We start from the raw sequence: 16,594 nt of genomic DNA, 5'->3' as shown, positions 1-16,594 counted from the left end.
TATGAAAGGTGGGTGAGAGTTAATGGCATTGCTATTGAAAAAACCTTAAGTTTAAAAACGCTAGCCAATGTATCGCATCTCAACCGCTTAGTCGTTATGCTGCCAGGCTCCTTTGGTTATGATACTCGTACTCCTTGGCTAATTACTTAACTTACTTAGCGCTTTTGCCTTTAAGTCTTTAGCAAGGGCATCAGAGCCATCTCCCGCATTCTGATCAATTACATACTGTGCATGCTCAATAACACGTGGCCAATCTTCAAAAGTGGTATAGATTTTTGCTAGGTTATAGTGAATAGACCTCAGCATAAATGCAGAGGAGTCGCTCTCTTGTGCTAGAAAGATATTATACAACCGCGCTGCTTCCGCTAAATTTGTCTCTATAAATACGCCATTATAGTTAAGCCAAGCGAGTTTACGAATAGCTATGTGTTCTTTTTTTGCAGCACGGCGTTTTACTTCGTTCACATAGCGAGAGCCATCTCCTGTGTGGTAACCAATATAAAGTAAAGCTTCCCAAGCTCCCATTTTATAAGCCTTTTCGCACCATGCTTCAAGCTCCTTAGGTGCATACTTTAGACTTCTTTGGCATTGCCGCATTACGGTATTTCTGGTTAGTTGCGGGTCTTCTATATCAAGAGCTGGCCATAATTGATTTGACAAAGGTTTGCTATATGACGGAAAAGCTAGGCCGATACAGATAGCGAGAAATATTAGTTTTACATTCATCATTGTACTTTCCCATCTGAATCTATTTTCCTTTCTGGGACATGTACTTGAAATGCTTTTACGAAATGTTTGTGAGGGAAGCCTTCGCGATAAAAATATTGTTGTTTAAGAGTTTCTACCTCTGTAGATTCACCTTCACAGTGTCTTTGAGATAGGCAACTAATACCGCCTATATAGTCTATAAGCCTAATATTGTTTACCCCTCTTTCCTGCATCAGAGTATCCAAACCTGGTTCATACTCGGAAGCTTGCACGGCATGCCAACGGTGCATGAAAGCAATTAGACGATTTGACTTAGACTGATTTAAAATGGCAGTGATATTGTCCGCCCATATCTTGTTTCTACGGGTGTGGGTACTAAGACATTTGCCATTTTCATACTCTTTGTAAACGCACTCTTTATCAAACTTAGCCATCATTTCTTGTGAAATATCTAAAGCGACTATCTTCAAGCCGATGTCTTGAGCGGCTTTTGCTAATTCTCCGTACGCTTTTGGGACTAAATATCCCCAAGCCCAATTTTTATCAAAATATTTTTGAATTTCTTTAAAGCCTTTACCTGTCTGCTGATATTGCAATATCTTCTCTTGCATAGAGCGGGGGAGCATTTCCATTGCAAAGTGAGTAAAGCCAGCAGCTTTTAGCTGTCGGAGAGCTTTAATAGCTTCATGCTTATATATTACAGGGTTATGGCTCGATTCTGCGAGTAAGATCAGGCGAGCGCTCCCCGACATTTTTCTATAATTTACATCCTTGTTTATTTTATTCATGCTATTTCCTTATATAGTTATCACTTACTTATGCCTTCCTGAGGTAAATTTAAGGTTGGCACTTTCTGTGGTCTTTTAGTCATTGTTTAATCAAAATCCTCAATCGCTGGCAGCGTACTTTTACTTTTGTCATTGCAAAGCCAGTATTGCTTGTTATCACCTTGGGTGAATGTCACCGAGTACTCTTGGGTTAGCTTTCCAAGCTCTTCACTGTGATAGTCGCTGATAACAACCTTACTTTCATCGTAACTAAAATGCATACTGTGCTCCGAAACCAACGCACGGTGATAACTCGACTTATTAACACTATCAGCAGTAGACCCAATATCGAACTTTAATTTTGGGTGCTCAAAATGGGTGAGTGCATAGGTGTCATCTACCTTGCTCGCAACGACATAAATTGGGGTTGGATTGTCAGCGCGGCAATCAAAGATAACTTGTACATCACTTGCTGCAGCATAGCTTGAAGCTGCGAATAACAAACAGCTAGCACTCCCCATTTTTACAACCATTTATTTCTTAGCTTTTTATCGTCCCGAGTAGCATACTCCGTAACTGTATCCTTTAATATAACCATATTAAGTAGCTCATCAATGTATTTGGCAAGTAAAAATCTATACTTTACACCTTCTACTTCTGCAACTATCAAAGAAAGCAATTTTAACAGCTAGTGGGGCCAAGGCCCTACATCAAAAAATTATATTCATTGATGTAGTAGCTTTGGGTTTAACATGCTGCTTTAAAATTTAAGCTAATGTTAAAACTTTTTAATAAGGCTATATTTTGAGTCGGCGGTTAGCCGTGTTATGACGTAGCTATATGAGGATGAGTAACTTCCACGCTCAACTGCATTTGCCATGTGAAGAACAACATCTTCAACACCGTCCTCGTTATAATCGCCATACGCCATTATGGTCAACCTTTGAATTCCGCCATCTTTGTCATAATAAACAGCCTGCTCATCGTTGACCGGCTCTATATTTTTAATCTGGCCCATCTCTTCCCAGCTACTCGCATTTTCTAAGCGGCGTTTATCATCATTTGAAATAACTAAAGACAACTCTGGAGGCATTTTATTTGGTAAATTCAAGCTATGTTTAAGTGCTCCTATAAAGCTCTTTTTAGAGGGTTTCAACTCACCCATATGAGACCAAGTAGTGCATATTTTATTGGTGGCAATTAATGCTTTCTGCTCTCTGTAATTTGATGAGCTATAACCTTTCTCTAATGCTTCAGATAGCTTTTTGCAGCTATTAATTTCAAGGGTCTTCTTACTCTCTGACGTAACTTCGTAAGAATAAAACCATTTTTTATTTGATAGCTCTTTAAATTGCTCAGGCTTGTCTAGAGCCAGCTTTTCTAAGAAGTATCCATCTGTTTTATTTTCTGAACCAAATGTTGGAGCTATAGTTTTTTTATCTACGTTTGCACATGCGACACTTGAGATGCTAATGCATATAAATAGAGCGGTATTTTTAATCATTTTGTACTCTGAAATAATTTGCGGACATGTTCAACTGAGCGCAGCGCTGATTCATTCGATGAGGTAGCTTGTTCTAGGTTGCCAAAACTGTCCTTGTGTTAGCGCGCTGATTGGTCGCCGTTTACCTCAAAAAGCTGAATGATAGGTTGCACTAATATAGCTTATTACCGTTCAGCTTGGTGTACCATGGTGCAGGGGGAGAACCCATATCTAAGCTGACTATCACCGACTCTAAACTGTGTGATTGTAAGTACAAGTCTAGGTTTTTACAGCTTATACTTGTCTAGTGAATTCCCAATGTCATCAAGCTATTTTTTAAGCATGGCTTTCTTCACTTCTGCATACTTACTTTTATCAAGGGAGAGCTTGTGTTCAGCAGCCTTCTCAGCATTCCCTAACTCCTTGTATAGGAGGTAAAGCTGCTCATGCGTTTTACCCACAGTCAAACTCTCCGTTTCTAAATAGTTGTATTCATTTAAGTACTGTTTAAAAAGCGCGATAGACTTTTTGACGTCTCTGTCAATAAATCTCCCTGACTTATAAGCATAGGCAAGTGCTAATACTCCATCTAAAGAGCCTTTTTCTGCGCGCTTTTTTACTTCGGCGATATAACGGCTACCATCTCCTGTATGCAAACCGATAAACTCTAGAGCCCTCCAGTAACCCAGTTCATACGCCTTTTCGCACCAAGCCTCTAGCTGTCTAGGCGCATACATCAGACTTTTTTTGCATTGCAACATAACGGTGGCTTTAGGTAAGCTCGGGTCGTTAATGTCGTGATTTGGGAATAAAGTACCAGCGTAAGAGTGAGAGTTGAGCACAAGGGCTATAAAAGTTAAATATTTCATCACTTTGTTCTCTCAAGCATTAAGCTCTTCTCAGGCAAGTGCACTTGATAGGTTTTGATTGCTGTTTCAAGCGAAACGTTTTCTCTGTAGAAATATTCGTTTTTTAAGCTTCCTTGCTCGTCTGAAAAGCCCTCGCAACTGCGCTTTGAATAACATGCTATTCCACCAACAAAATCTATATATCTTACCTTTGATATCCCCTCGGTTACGACTAGGGTGTCGAGGCCCTCTTGATAAGAAGTACCTCTCAGCGCATGCCATCGATGCATAAACGCGATTACGCGGTTTTTCTTCTTTTGATTCAGAATTTTAACTATGTTCTCAACCCAAACTAGATTTCTCCGAGTATGGCTATCGAAGCACTCTTCTTCTTCCGCGAGCTTAGAAGGACATGATGAGTCAATGCTGTCCATTTCAGCTAAAGTTAAGTCAAGAGCAACGAGCTTAAGGCCTATATCACGAGCTGATTTGACTAGCTCACCGTAAGCAGCAGGTACTGTATATCCCCAAGCCCAATTATCATCAAAGTACTTTTGTATTTCACCAAACCCTTTACCAGTACGTTGATAAAACTCTACTTTCTCTTGCATGGAGCGGGGGAGCATTTCTATTGCAAAGTGAGTAAAACCTGCAGCTTTTAGCTGTCGTAGGGCTTTGATGGCTTCATACTTATAGATTATAGATTGCGGGATTATGGCTTGATTCGCCGAGCATCACCAAACGAGCACTCCCTGCCATTTTTTTGTAATCTACATCCTTGTTTATTTTGTCCATGTTACTTCCTTATAGAATTATCACTTACTTATACCTTCCTGAAGTGAGTTTAGGGTGGTACTTTCTGTGGTCTTTTAGTCATTGTTTAATCAAAATCCTCAATCGCTGGCAGCGTACTTTTACTTTTGTCATTGCAAAGCCAGTATTGCTTGTTATCACCTTGGGTGAATGTCACCGAATACTCTTGGATTAGCGTTCCAAGCTCTTCACTGTGATAGTCGCTGATAACAACCTTAGTTTCATCATAACTAAAATGCATACTGTGCTCCGAAACCAACGCACGATGATAACTCGACTTATTGACGCTATCGGCAGTAGAGCCAATATCGAGCTTGATAGAGTGAACTGAATACTCTAGGTGGTTTTTAAGTTCTCAAAACACCATTTAAAAAATGCCAAAGATTCGCGACTTGAATCGCGATATGGTTGTACAGCATATTCATAATTTATTGCAAACAGCAGCTCTTGTGGGCTGAAATTACACTTTTTATCTTCGGTGTAGCACTTTCGAATCTCTTGCCACAACCCCATCGCACAGTGAACATAATTATCCTGCCACCTTTTCTTAAATATTGTATTAGGGTTGTTGTTTAGTGTGAATTCAGCAATATCATGAAGGTTTAGATTGTTTAAATCTGGTAAGCTTTCTAGTTTGAAAGCATCTTCAGCTTTATGTAAAAGCGTACCGTTCTTAATTAAATCAAAAGCGACCATTGGGTGTTGGTTTAGCTTGTGCTTCGGGATTTTTAGTAAATCAGCTACTAGAGCATGCTCAAAACTCCAGTACCCTGTATAATAATCCGTATATTCAAACTCCAAAGAACATTCATGGTTCCCGTGCCAATCCGCAACTTCCAGCTTTTCATACCAGTTTTCAATAAACTTATTGAGTAATGTGACCTGCTTATTTTTATCGGAACTAAAAGCATCACTTAGATTTTGATATACTTCAGGGTAATACAAGCTTTGAGACATAGGCCTATTTTTATCGCCTAGTTCAATAGCAATGCAATCGAGTAACTTATCTTTCCCTTGTTCCCCGATTGTTTTCAATGCATCTAATATATGCGACTTTTCTATATCGCATGCGTTTAGTAAAGAGAGCCACCATAGCGTATAAATATATCGATTGATATTATAAGAGCCGCATGCTTCTCCAACGTCGCCTAATTGTTCGAACGCATAACGATATACTTGGTGAACCGCAGGTAACTTATCCGCGTAAAAGGTGACCTGTTTGCGGTATGGCAGTATCTCTAATACAAGTTGCTTAAGTATCTCTAAAGGTGTTCCATAAGAATAATGTGCTACAGCACGCATAATTGATAACTGAAATAACCGTAAAGAAATATCCACTCGACTACTAGGTGTAGAGAAATTTCCAGCGTCTAGCGCTTCTTGAGTTTCAGTCAATGCCTCTTCGAAATCAATAACTAGTCCTTCAAAATAAGCTTTATCCTTTCGAGTATCTCGCATCGTCTATTCTCTACTTATTTGAGTTATCTTGCCAATGAACTAAATCTTTAGGGTAGTATTCATGATTGATAAAACTACTGTCATCAATGTCATAGAGCTTGACAACTAAAGCTGCCTCCCAACACCAATAGCCGATATATGCATCAGTATTCATCAAATGATAATCAGGACACCCTTCTAACTCATACCATGCATCTAGATATGCAGCTAATAATTCAGGGCGTTGCTCAGGCTGGCTTTCGATAACATCGTAAAGTTTACTAAAGCGCTTTTTAAATAGTAACTCCTCAGAGATGTCTCGTTCAATATCCCCCATCTTAACGGCTATTTTATCTAATAATGAGTCGAGACCTTGATTAGCTATTAAAGCTAACATTCTCAAGTAATAATCTTTCCCCATATTTAAACAATAAGCAAAACTGAGCCACTTCAAGAAGTCTTCTAAATAGTCTTCGCGAATTTCCTCCCATTGTATGCGTTCAGTCTCTTCTCCTTCAGGTAAAGCGTCTGCAAAATCCTTTTGCCACTGGCGATACTCGATTAAATTTAAGAGAACTGGCTTTAACGAGGGTAAGTCATCGCCACGTGAGTATTTTTGATGTAATAGATACATAGAGTCACTGACTAGCCTAAAAGCACCCTTCATCTTAACCCTGGTTGGGTTGCTATGGTCATATTTGAGCTCTTCTATGTCTTCTTCGATGCATTCTTTCTTAAAAGCTATCCGATCGTCATAATAATCTTTACTTTTTACCTTGTCTCTCGTCATTTCTAATCTCTTAAGTTAAGTTTTGACTTTTGCATTCCTGTCTGGTTTTTGAACAGTTAAGGTCCCGTCTTCTTTGTTTTTAATGAGGAGCTTTTTACCGCTGTCCACTTCCCTATTAATGGCACAGCTCTAAATTAGAATTTTCCAGTTTTGCTCGGTAAGCTGCCGGCGGCAGATTTCCGTGCCTTTCATAGGGTCGTTCTTCGTTATAATCCAATCGCCAGAACCAAGCCATATCACGCACTTGGCTGAGATTCTCAAACAAGTAAGCATCGAGATACTCTCTGCTGAATGAACCGTTAAAGCGCTCAACAAAGCCATTTTGCTGTGGCCTACCTGGTTGGATATACATCAGCTCAATGTGATTGGCCTTACTCGGATTGTTTTTGAGTGTAAATTAAGCAATATCACGAAAGGTTAAGCCAGTCATGATGAAGGCTCCACAATAAAAACTAGCTTATAGGGGACTTGCAATATATTTTCTCTAAAGCTGAAATAACCAAATCGTCGGGTACTAAAGCATGTACAGATACCAAATGTAGAATAGATGAATCTACAATTAAATTTGTTTCCCCGTTTGGTATTCTATATTCATATTTGGCTATCACTTTCTTTTCTTCTAGTAATAAAAAATTTTCTTCATCACATATAGGACAAATAGCTATATGGCGTCTTTTATTAACAATTTCAGCTTTCTCGAGTGCGCTAAGAAACCACTTTAAAAAAATTTCTTTATCTGAGTTTGATTTGAACTCGTTGTTCATCAAATCTAGGTTAACCTTTCGGTCATTAGGGTTTCGTGAAATCACTCACAACTCCTTGTAAAATAAGCTTCAAGTAATCTGAGGCAATTAAGATAAAATAAACATGATACCTAGCTATAGTTTTATTTTCGAAGACAAAAAGTCATAATAAAATTTTCCTTCCTCTTCATGTTCATCAAAAATTTCCTTACCAGCAAGCATATAAGCCTTTAACAGCGAGTTCTGACTACTTTCTATATTACCTAATTGATATTGGCATTGTCCGACCCTAAAATGTATAAATGCGTTTTCATTTGCTTCAGGGTAATTTAAGGCGTCCAATAAAGAGTCTAAAGACTTTTCATATTCATCAATCATGTAAAAACTATCACCAATCGAAACCTTTAGCCACAGCACTTCATTCCAATCTTCATTAGGATCAACGATTAAATCAAGCGCTTTTTGCCAAATGGCTATAGCACCTAAAAAATCATCTTCATCGAACAAGTCATTACCTTGTTCGCAATACTGCTCTATTTGATCATGAATATCCATTATTTATACTCACTATAGAAAGTTTTATACTTCTTCGGCTGACTAACAAAGCAACGCCCTTTAGATATTGTATTCGCTTTATCAAACCACACTTTTGCTAGCTCTAGTTCACCTTGCTCAAAATAAATGGCTCCCTTTAAGAATATAGGTCCATCTTGGTATGACTTTAGATTCCCAAATTCAAAAAGCTCATCCAAAATTACATGAGCTTCTTTATAAAGCTCTAACTCCTTATACATCTCACAAATTCCAGAAACAAAGCTGAGAGTTACGTCCCAGTCGAATTTAGGCTCAGGTAATAACTCCCATGCTTTTTCTGCTTGCTCTTTCGCCGTAGTAAAATCTTTTTTTTCTAATGCTTCATAGGCAGAGATATATAGTGCATCGATTTTATCTCTCAAATTTACAGGTAAGTTTTTCATATCTATCCTAAAGGTGCTTCATAACGTTCTTTCAGTTTAGCTCCAGCGGAGCGATTTAAGCTGTAATGATCTAGAGTATAATTATTTGAATCCAACATCCATTTTCGAACTTGTTTAGATTTTGGACCATGTTTACGTCCGGTCGTATTCCAGTATTTTACCGCATCCATTGGCTCATGCGCCATATCAGCTTCTGATAAAGGATACCATTCACCATCACTCGCTTGAAATTCAGTACCTTTAAAAGAGGATCTTATTTTACCCTCCGCTTTCATTCTATTAATCACTTCTTTGCCTGTTTTTGATTTTTTACCCGGCGTGCGACCTAGGTACTTCAGACGTAATGATTTTTTGCGTTTCTTTTTAGCTTTAGGCACGCTTGCAGGCACAGTACTTCTTAAATTATCAGAAATCTTTTTAGGGTTTCTAGTGCTATCGTTAGTACCTTCATCCTCTAAACTTTGCCAATTGCCGTCTTTTAACTGTGAATACTGGCCATTCTCTTCTTTAAAAATACCTTCTTCATCATGGATTACATTTGAATTTTTGTGTCCTGCTATATATGTGCATGCTGCCCAATGACAATCTCCCATATTCTCGGATAGTAATTCAGAGATATGCTTTTCATCTGAAACTTGAATTGAATTTGGAGAAATATTTAAGCTTCCACAGTTTGGATGTAGCGTGTAGCCGGGTATGGTATCGCCCTCAGAAAATACAACCTTGAAAACATCGCTAGAAACTAACCCTTCTTCAATTTTGCTGCCTAAGTCATCGGTGATAGTGGCTCCGTCCATTGAATAGACTGTCAAAGTTGTTCCTGCTGGAACGGTGGACGGTCTGGTAGGGTCTATAGAGCCGTGGCCTGCGAATACATGTTTCTTTTGCCCCTCCTTACAACTCAATCCCAGTGGGTCCACCCAGTTAATGGGGTTGGGTGCATATTGGTAGTGGTTAATACCGCCAACCAAGCCAATTGGGTCTTGGTTAATAAAACGCTGCTGTTTGGGGCTGTAGTAGCGGTAGCGGTTGTAGTGCAAGCCGCTTTCTGCATCAAAGTACTGGCCCTGAAAACGCAGGGGTTGGGTAATGTGTTCTGGGCTGAGCTCTATTTGCTCACTGTAACCAAAGGCATCGGTATTATTTTGCCACACCACCTCGGCATGGGCGTTGGTCACAAACTGCGGGGTATCGAGTTGGTCTAAATGGTAATAATACACACCACTGTCGTTGATTAGCAGTAATGGCTGATACTCTCCTGGCAGTGATACATACCAGGTATACTGGCCGTTTTGGCACTCGCCAAGCAGTTGGTTGCCACATTTATAACTTCAAGGTTGATGGTACCGTGGCTAACGTTTGTCAACGTCCCCTGTAGCTAAAGCCCTCGTGCAAATAGGCTTCGATATGGTGTAGTTGCGCTTCAAGCAACTGCTTGTAACTCATGGTCATACTCTCTATGTTTGGCGACGGTAGAATACCACCAACAGACAATTGAACGTCTACAACCCTTTAATCATGAGTGATGCAATTATCAACCGAATTCTGTGGGTGATTTTAAGGGGGGGTTATAAACATGGTTTTGTAAATTAATATTCATTTTTAATTATAATGTTATGTGTGTTTTTTAGTGTTGATGTTGAATTTTTCGCCATAGTGGAGTCGCTTAAAAGTTCAAATTCTATTAAAAAATGACCATTTTGATGGATCTATTGTTTGTTCCTTTTTCAAAAAGTCAGCTAATATTTCAAACTTATTGTTAAATGGATCTTGTATTAACATATAATATCCACCTGGATACTCAGAAAATGTCAAGATATCGACATTTTTTTCTGTGTATAACTTGCATAATTGCAAGATGTCTCCGGTGTAATGTAAACGAAACAACTTAGGTCTATCGTTTTGCAAGACATTTTCACCTTTAAAGTTTTGAGCCAGTAAAAACAAAGGACTATCCCCAAAACCTTCCGGGGTCTTGTAATAGTCCTCTAAAATTTTGAAGCCTAAAATTTTTTCATAATAATAATCAGCCTTTTCTAAATCACTAACAGGTAATAAAATGCAGTTGTTTTCCATTATCATTCCTACTATAACTTTGATGGAGGTCGTTGACTTGGTTTAGCTTTACTTCTTGCAAGGGTTATATTTCGTTTGCTCCCTTTAAGTACTTTAGCATCAACCTCTCTAAGTGTTTCTTTCTCAGCAATATAAAAAGAGCTACGATTAGGTAAGGAGTCATTACCAATATCTATAAATACATAGCCCTCTTCATGCATATCCTTAATCCATTGTATATTTCCATTGACAGCTTTTTTCTCCCACTCCTTAGAACCAAAACTTTCTCGACTAGCACCAGACTTCCTTACTATAGACTTCCAATCATTTCCAATCGTTCTAAATTCAAGGTCAGGGAACTTACTCCTCATTAAGTCAGCATAAATTTCAACTGCATGTTGCCCTTCACCAAGTACTATATATTTTTCCTTACAACTCAATCCCAGTGGATCCACCCAGTTAATGGGGTTGGGTGCATATTGGTAGTGGTTGATACCACCGACCAAGCCAATCGGGTCTTGGTTAATAAAGCGCTGTTGTTTGGGGCTGTAGTAGCGGTAGCGATTGTAGTGCAAGCCGCTTTCTTCATCAAAGTACTGGCCCTGAAAACGCAGGGGCTGGGTAATATGCTCTGGGCTGAGCTCGATTTGTTCACTGTAACCAAAGGCATCGGTATTATTTTGCCACACCACTTCGGCGTGGGCGTTGGTCACAAACTGCGGAGTATCGAGTTGGTCTAAATGGTAATAGTACACACCACTGTCGTTGATTAGCAGCAATGGCTGATATTCTCCTGGCAGTGATACATACCAGGTATACTGGCCGTTTTGGCACTCGCCAAGCAGTTGGTTACCATCCCAAATATAGTCAATGCGCCCTTGCTCGGTCAGTTTTGCGCAGCGTCGACCGAGTGGGTCATATTCATAACGAGTCAGCTGATCGTTATGATAAAAGCTTGCGAGCTGGTTTAAGGCGTTGTATTCCAAGCGTTGGCGCTGCCCTTTGCCAAGCACATGCACCTGGTTACCACAGGCATCATAGTCAAACTCGTCCTGGCCAAGGTGGTATAGGCGGTCATCAATACAGGCTGTGCCCGTAAAGACATCCTCGCCGCTGTTATTAAGGGCAGGGGAAGTGTGCTCTTTATCAACTGGACGCAGTGCTGGTTCATCCGATGCGGTCGCTTGCTCCGGGTTACCAAAGCTGTCCCAGTGGTAGCGCGCCGATTGGTCGCCGTTGACCTCAATAAGCTGATTGATGGCGTTGTACTGATATTGCTTATCGCTACTTAGCTCGCTGTTTGAGCTCTCGCGCTGACTGGCTATAAGTTGATTGTTGCCATCGTATTGGTAACTTTGTTTGGCATAGAGCGCATTTTCTGGATGCGATAACTCCTGCTCGCAAAGACGGCCAAAACAATCAAACTCTTGTTTGGTGGTGATTTTATTGGCGTAGTGAATTTCACTGAGTTGACCATGTCGATGGCTGAGCTCAACATGGGTGTGCCCATTGAGATCGATGCGCGCCAGTTGGCCTTGGGCGTCATAATGATAATTAAGAATTTGGCCGTCGGCTAAAGTTAAGGCGCTGCGTCGGCCAAAGGCATCATAACTGTAGTTAAGGGTATGTTGGCCCTGGGTCGCTACCAGTAGTTTACCGGCTTGGTCGAACCCTTGTGTCAGAGTGGTGGCACCGTTGTGGGCGCGTTGCAGGCGTCCTTGACTGTCATAACTAAAATAGTTGGACAGGTTACACAGGGTGCTGTCTTTGGCATTAGGATGGGCAGCCTGTTGCTCTATCACTTGGCCAAGCGCGTTTCGTTTTAATTTAATAAAGCGCTCGTCGGCATCGTTGAGTGCGACCACACGGTTATGAGCATCAAACTCAAAGCGCTGCACGCGACCGTCAAAGCCCGTGGTGCGAATTGGGTTTTCATTGGCGTCGTAATCAATGCGGTATTCTGCACCATCACTGCGGGTAATACCGATCAGGTTGCGCTCTTTATCATAGCGGTAGCGCAAGTGGCTGCCATCGGCAAAACGCACTTGTTCGGGCTGCGCTAACCCAGCGTAATCTGCGCTGGTTTGCTCGCCATTGCCATTGGTGGTCGCCGTTAAGCGACCAGCAGCATCGTAATGGTACTCAATACGAATCGCCGCGTGCTCGTCGCCTTCTTGGCGCATGACTTTGGCGCTGAGTTGGCCGGCGGCATTGCGCTCGAATTGGGTTAGTAGACCGGTGTTGGTTAGAGTTGCATTAATACGGCCTAGTTCGTCGTAACTAAAGCGCGTTAGGACATCACCTTGTTGATGTGCTAAGAGCTCGCCTTGAGCACTCCAGCTAAACTGTTCACTGCGGCCATTGCCATGCACCACTGTAGTCAATTGATTATTATCATTGTATTGATAGTGGCTGGTGCGGCCATCGGGCAGAGTTTGCGATTGCAGCAGACCCATGGCAGTAAACGCGCGCTTGAGTTCGCCGCCATCGGCATAGCGAGTCAGTACATGCTGTCCCAGTTGGTTGTAAGCAAAGGTGGTTTTATTGCCTTGAGCATCGTAGTGGGCCACTTTTTGGCCACGATCATTGTATTCGCTGCGCTCTTCGCTGCCATCAGGATGCTGGGTGTGAGTACGATTGCCAAAGGCATCATAGCGGTATCGCCAGCTATGGCCCCGCGCGTCGGTGTATTCAATCAGCTTACCGTCGCTGTTGTGAACAAAGGTTTCGGTATTACCGCGACTATCGGTACTTTTACTCACTCCTTCTCGTGGGTATTCAAAGCTGTATTTGTAGGTGTTGTTATCACCGTACTGGCGAATACATTTTGCATCAACGCCTGCACCTTGCCACTCAAAGTGGTGGCTAAAGCCACTGGCGCGGGTACGCTTGCTGATAACATTATCGCCACGGTAGCTGTAACGCTCGATATTGCCCTGGCTATCGGTCACTGCCACCAGTTGTTTCGCGTCATTGTATTGGTAACAAGCAAGCAGCGGCTCATGGATGTGACGTTTATCTTTGTCATCCATGTGATAAGCGGCAACCTTGGTTAATAAATCATCGCCGTTATATTGCAGTACTACACCGCGCTTATCATTAATAGCAATACGGCTTAGGCGTTCGTTGGCATCGTAGAAAAAGCTGAGTGTTTGCCCCTTGGCATCGGTTATTTTCTCGAGTAACCAGGCCTTGGAACCAGCAAAAAACGTGTAATGGCTGTCATCAGGGCGTACTAAGGTTTGCTTGCCATCGTTTTGGTAGTGTAAAGCAAGTTGTGAGCTAAGCTGATAACTGGTTTGCCCTGGTTTTACTTTCTCAAACTCGTGTATGCGGCCTTGCTCATCTACGAGTTCTAGCCAGTAGCGCCCGGGTGTTTTCGGGCCGACTTTCGGTGGCGCTTCGTAGCGCTCAAAAATGCTAAGAGCAAAATGATGGCGCCAGCCAAAACCCAAGCCCACATTGGTATCGCTTTTACTGGAACGGTATAGGCGTTGCCACTTTAAAGGCATGGGGGCGTTAAGGGTAAAATCGACCAACGGAAGAATTTCTTCACCGCTGAGCATGGAGATAGGATCAGAGCGGCACTCTTGTTCATCTACACTTTGCTCAGTGGCCGTGTCATTGACTTGGGCTTTGTTAGGGTTGCCCTCGGATTGACCGCCTTTTTTGACCACGCTGGGTTGGGACTTTTTATCTTTTTGTGCTTTGGCGCCGCCACTGGCACTGGCCGAGTTGGTATTGTCGCTAACTTGAATGCTGCGTTTAGGTTTTTGGTTATAACAAAGTAAGGAGCCTGATGCTAACGCCGAGCTTAGGCCATGGGCGACTTCCCGCGCGGTGGCGGTGTTAACTGAATGCACGCCCGCAGCGCGCAGCATATGCACACATTGAATTCGTTTATGAATATCGCCGACCAGATCTTCGGCCAATAGATTGACTTGGGCGCCTGCCGCATCTGGGGTGTCTATCGCCACCGGATCGTAGCCACCAGGGGCTTTATCATTGGCAAGGGTAATTAACACTGAGCCGCGTTTTGAGCGAAAGGCAATTGAACGAATATCCATATTCTTACGTTATTCCTTAATCAATCCATTGATACACAGAAGCTGCTTGGTAGAGCTTGGGCGTGCTGCCAAGGTGTAAAATAATATCACGATGCATGCTCGAATTGTAGTCATTATAGATACCAATAAATGAATAAAGGCCAAACACTGCGCCGAGCTGACCATGAACGTATTCACTTTGAGTCACCTTAGGTTGCTCAACCACTTTACCGTTTAGTTGTAAATACCCCTCAAGCCAGGCTCTAGGCCAAGGCTCTTCCCCTAAGGCGGGGGCTACAATGTGCTCTATTGGGGCGGGCACTTCTTTTATCGCTTGGCTGAGTAAAGTAGGGAAGGGGTTGTGTTGTTCGATATCGAAGCAAGGTTCACCATGACAAAAGGGCACGTGCAGCCCTGTTTCACTAAACTGTATTCGTGCTAATGCGAATGCGGCGCCATTATTGTGTGTGATACCTTCATTTAGATGTAAAAATTGCTCATCTAGAGCAATGAATGTGACATGTTTAGCAAGCTGCATCGCTTTAATGAGCGCGCAGTGCAATGCCGATTCACCGTGCGCGAAAAACTCGTTTACTGGGTGGGAGTGGCCTGGTTGCGCTCGGCCATTGGGAGCCACTTCGTTTAAGGCTGAAATAAGCGTATTTAGGCGTTGCTCATCATAAGCGAGGTTAGGCAGCAGCCAAAAAATAGGCTCCTCGGGGTCAAACTCAAAGCGGGCTAAAAACTGGTTTAGTGGCGCAATAAGAGAAATAGGCCAGGGCATTGCCTCGCTCTGTTGTGACTGCTCGCTTACAGACATAGGCTCGCTAAGAAGAAGTGCTGCTTCGGTACTTTCGAGCCCTGGAAGGGCGATATCGAACTCTGTAAGTGTTATTGCCATGTGACCCCCAAGGAGAGTGGATGAACTATATGGCTCTCTTTTTTGTGCATTAAATTAAACAGCTGCGCCACCAAGTAAGGCGTAATAGCATCGAACTGATAGTCTTTAAGCGGGTGCGTGTAGATGTCTTTCCCTGCCAGTAGTCGATTGGCAAAATCGACCTGCTCGCAAAAGGTTGGCCACTGTGTTGATAGTTTCTCTTGAAAGTTGCCTAAGGTATCGGGAGCAAGCCAAGCTTCGGTCAGTTGCTCTTGCGTAAATAGCGTTTCTACGTGCTCGCCGTAACAGTTCATGAAAGTGTTGATAAGCTCGTTATTGGGCTCCTCACACAGTAATTGGTAAATCAAAGGAAGCTGCTTTGTCAGCCCCGCGAGCATGAATAGGTGTGCAATGTCTTGTGGGCTGTGGCTTTTTGACCAGGTATTGGCAATACGCTGAATATCATCATTGGAACAGGTCAAGAAAAATAGTTGGGCTAAAGGGTGCGTGAGCGAATAACGGGCCAGTATTTCTTCGCAAGCAGTCAATATGTCTTGTTTATCGTTTGCTTGCCAACTTAAGGTTTGCCCCGTGAGCAACGCGCGATAGTCGCTGTAGTCTGTCGTGTCGATTTGCTGCAACACTGACTCGGGAATATGTGTTAACACTCCCTCTCGCCAAGCCAGCTCTAAAGCGATGGCATGATGCTCTGGTGATTCGCTAAGTAACAATTGATTCAGTGCAGACTTCAGACTTAATCGTTGTAGCCTGATCAATAGCTGGCAAAAAAGCACTCGTTGCTCAAAGCTGGTTTCATCGCTAACTATAAAAGCTGCATCGAGCAGCGTTTTGCTGGCTATACTCAGTGAAAAAGGGCAATGTGGATCAGAAAAATCTCGCAAACCCGCGCTGGCCTGCCGCAATTCGACGGTGAAGCGGTTAACGGCGCTTAAAAAGCTGGCACGATTAGCCAGAGGATGTGATTGTAAGCACACCAGTTCTTGCAAACGTTGAGCGGTATTCAAAGCTTCCATGCGTGAGTGCAAT

At 42.3% G+C, this 16,594-nt stretch carries 17 protein-coding genes and 1 pseudogene; all 18 read right to left on the bottom strand.

The annotated features are described in order from the left end of the window. Positions 1-138 precede the first annotated feature (138 nt). The 18 genes and pseudogenes from MHM89_RS05705 to MHM89_RS05615 all read right to left on the bottom strand — a co-directional run bounded on the left by MHM89_RS05705 (position 139) and on the right by MHM89_RS05615 (position 16,581). Positions 139-729, bottom strand: coding sequence for a hypothetical protein (locus MHM89_RS05705; protein WP_239408327.1), 591 nt, complete (start codon positions 727-729; stop codon positions 139-141). After that, entirely contained in the window at positions 726-1,496 is a 771-nt protein-coding gene (locus MHM89_RS05700) for a ChaN family lipoprotein (protein WP_239408326.1), read from the bottom strand. The genes MHM89_RS05705 and MHM89_RS05700 overlap by 4 nt, the downstream gene beginning before the upstream one ends. Positions 1,497-1,582: 86 nt before the next feature. Further along, on the bottom strand, positions 1,583-2,008 hold the full coding sequence (locus MHM89_RS05695) for a hypothetical protein (protein ID WP_239408325.1): 426 nt from the start codon (positions 2,006-2,008) through the stop codon (positions 1,583-1,585). A gap of 245 nt (positions 2,009-2,253) precedes the next feature. Beyond that, the gene (locus tag MHM89_RS05690) at positions 2,254-2,979 is read right to left on the bottom strand and encodes a hypothetical protein (RefSeq protein WP_239408324.1); all 726 of its coding nucleotides are present in this window, start codon (positions 2,977-2,979) and stop codon (positions 2,254-2,256) included. A 308-nt stretch (positions 2,980-3,287) separates the two neighbouring features. Next, entirely contained in the window at positions 3,288-3,830 is a 543-nt protein-coding gene (locus tag MHM89_RS05685) for a hypothetical protein (RefSeq protein WP_239408323.1), read from the bottom strand. Next, positions 3,827-4,417, bottom strand: coding sequence for a hypothetical protein (locus MHM89_RS05680; RefSeq protein WP_343224216.1), 591 nt, complete (start codon positions 4,415-4,417; stop codon positions 3,827-3,829). The genes MHM89_RS05685 and MHM89_RS05680 overlap by 4 nt, the downstream gene beginning before the upstream one ends. Before the next feature lie 269 nt (positions 4,418-4,686). Further along, positions 4,687-4,860, bottom strand: a complete 174-nt coding sequence (locus MHM89_RS05675) for a hypothetical protein (RefSeq protein ID WP_239408321.1) — start codon at positions 4,858-4,860, stop codon at positions 4,687-4,689. A 95-nt stretch (positions 4,861-4,955) separates the two neighbouring features. Beyond that, positions 4,956-6,077, bottom strand: a complete 1,122-nt coding sequence (locus MHM89_RS05670; protein ID WP_239408320.1) for a PoNe immunity protein domain-containing protein — start codon at positions 6,075-6,077, stop codon at positions 4,956-4,958. A gap of 10 nt (positions 6,078-6,087) precedes the next feature. Next, complete coding sequence (locus MHM89_RS05665) at positions 6,088-6,846, bottom strand: PoNe immunity protein domain-containing protein (protein WP_239408319.1); 759 nt, start codon at positions 6,844-6,846, stop codon at positions 6,088-6,090. Positions 6,847-6,961: 115 nt separating this feature from the next. Then, positions 6,962-7,213 (bottom strand): annotated as a pseudogene (locus MHM89_RS05660) (transposase); the annotation flags it as partial. Between the two features lie 85 nt (positions 7,214-7,298). Next, positions 7,299-7,655, bottom strand: coding sequence for a hypothetical protein (locus tag MHM89_RS05655; RefSeq protein WP_239408318.1), 357 nt, complete (start codon positions 7,653-7,655; stop codon positions 7,299-7,301). 69 nt (positions 7,656-7,724) lie between these two features. Continuing rightward, positions 7,725-8,144 (bottom strand): hypothetical protein, encoded by a 420-nt coding sequence (locus MHM89_RS05650; protein ID WP_239408317.1) that lies wholly within the window; start codon positions 8,142-8,144, stop codon positions 7,725-7,727. After that, the gene (locus MHM89_RS05645) at positions 8,144-8,566 is read right to left on the bottom strand and encodes a hypothetical protein (protein ID WP_239408316.1); all 423 of its coding nucleotides are present in this window, start codon (positions 8,564-8,566) and stop codon (positions 8,144-8,146) included. Before MHM89_RS05645 ends, MHM89_RS05650 begins: the two co-directional genes overlap by 1 nt. A 2-nt stretch (positions 8,567-8,568) precedes the next feature. Further along, positions 8,569-9,786, bottom strand: a complete 1,218-nt coding sequence (locus MHM89_RS18800) for an RHS repeat-associated core domain-containing protein (RefSeq protein WP_343224215.1) — start codon at positions 9,784-9,786, stop codon at positions 8,569-8,571. A gap of 454 nt (positions 9,787-10,240) precedes the next feature. Then, positions 10,241-10,642, bottom strand: a complete 402-nt coding sequence (locus tag MHM89_RS05630) for a VOC family protein (protein WP_239384634.1) — start codon at positions 10,640-10,642, stop codon at positions 10,241-10,243. Between the two features lie 11 nt (positions 10,643-10,653). After that, entirely contained in the window at positions 10,654-14,688 is a 4,035-nt protein-coding gene (locus MHM89_RS05625; RefSeq protein WP_239408315.1) for an RHS repeat-associated core domain-containing protein, read from the bottom strand. A gap of 16 nt (positions 14,689-14,704) precedes the next feature. Continuing rightward, positions 14,705-15,568 carry a hypothetical protein gene (locus MHM89_RS05620; RefSeq protein WP_239408314.1) on the bottom strand — a complete coding sequence of 288 codons (864 nt, stop codon included), beginning with the start codon at positions 15,566-15,568 and terminating at the stop codon, positions 14,705-14,707. Further along, entirely contained in the window at positions 15,559-16,581 is a 1,023-nt protein-coding gene (locus MHM89_RS05615) for a hypothetical protein (protein WP_239408313.1), read from the bottom strand. The genes MHM89_RS05620 and MHM89_RS05615 overlap by 10 nt, the downstream gene beginning before the upstream one ends. Positions 16,582-16,594: the final 13 nt, after the last annotated feature.

This window comes from Pseudoalteromonas sp. CNC9-20 (assembly GCF_022347875.1).
Classification (GTDB): domain Bacteria; phylum Pseudomonadota; class Gammaproteobacteria; order Enterobacterales; family Alteromonadaceae; genus Pseudoalteromonas; species Pseudoalteromonas ruthenica.
Note: the sequence above shows the minus strand (reverse complement) of the source record. Positions and strands in the feature narration are given on the sequence as shown.